Source organism: Sulfitobacter sp. HI0040, from assembly GCF_001634885.1.
Lineage (GTDB): Bacteria > Pseudomonadota > Alphaproteobacteria > Rhodobacterales > Rhodobacteraceae > Sulfitobacter.
In genome coordinates, this window is the sequence record NZ_LWEX01000227.1 from 1 (window position 1) to 677 (window position 677).

The 677-nt window shown below is 65.6% G+C and carries 1 protein-coding gene; it reads left to right on the plus strand.

Translation table 11 applies throughout. From position 1 onward, the window contains the following. Positions 1-573, plus strand: a 573-nt coding sequence (locus A3728_RS12790) for an ABC transporter ATP-binding protein (protein ID WP_067924356.1), incomplete at its 5' end; no start/stop codon positions are given. Positions 574-677: the final 104 nt, after the last annotated feature.

Genomic DNA, 677 nt, shown 5'->3' on the forward strand with positions numbered 1-677 from the left:
CGGTCGGTGGCCCTGCTGGGGCGGAACGGGGCCGGGAAATCCTCTCTCCTGAAGATCATCGCGGGGACGATGGCGGCGGATCGGGGCCATGTGCTTCGCCGCGGCAGCGTTTCATGGCCGGTGGGCTTTGCGGGCTCTTTCCATCCCGACCTCACGGGGGCGCAGAACGTGCGCTTCGTGGCGCGGGTCTACGGGGTGGATACCGACGAACTGGTCGCATTTGTCGGGGCGTTTTCCGAACTGGGCGCGCATCTGCACCGGCCTTTCCGCGGCTATTCCGCCGGGATGCGGGCGCGGCTGGCGTTTGGCACCTCGATGGGAATCCGTTTCGACACCTATCTCGTGGACGAGGTCACAAGTGTCGGTGACGCGGCCTTTCGCCAAAAGAGCCGGGAGGTTTTTGCCGAGCGCATGGCCCGCAGCGGCGCGATTGTCGTGTCGCACAACATGGAGGCGCTCCGGGGTATGTGCGACGCGGGTGCGGTGCTGGAAAACGGGCGGCTCGAATATTTCGACGACCTTGAGGCCGCAATTACCCGCTACGGCGCGCTGATGCGAAACGGTCAGCCATAAAGGTCGATGACCGCATCCTGCCCCGCGATCTGAAGGAACAGCGCGCTTTGCGCCGCGCCGTCGGTGACGGCCCAGATGATCTGGCCCGTGGGGCTGTGGATCAC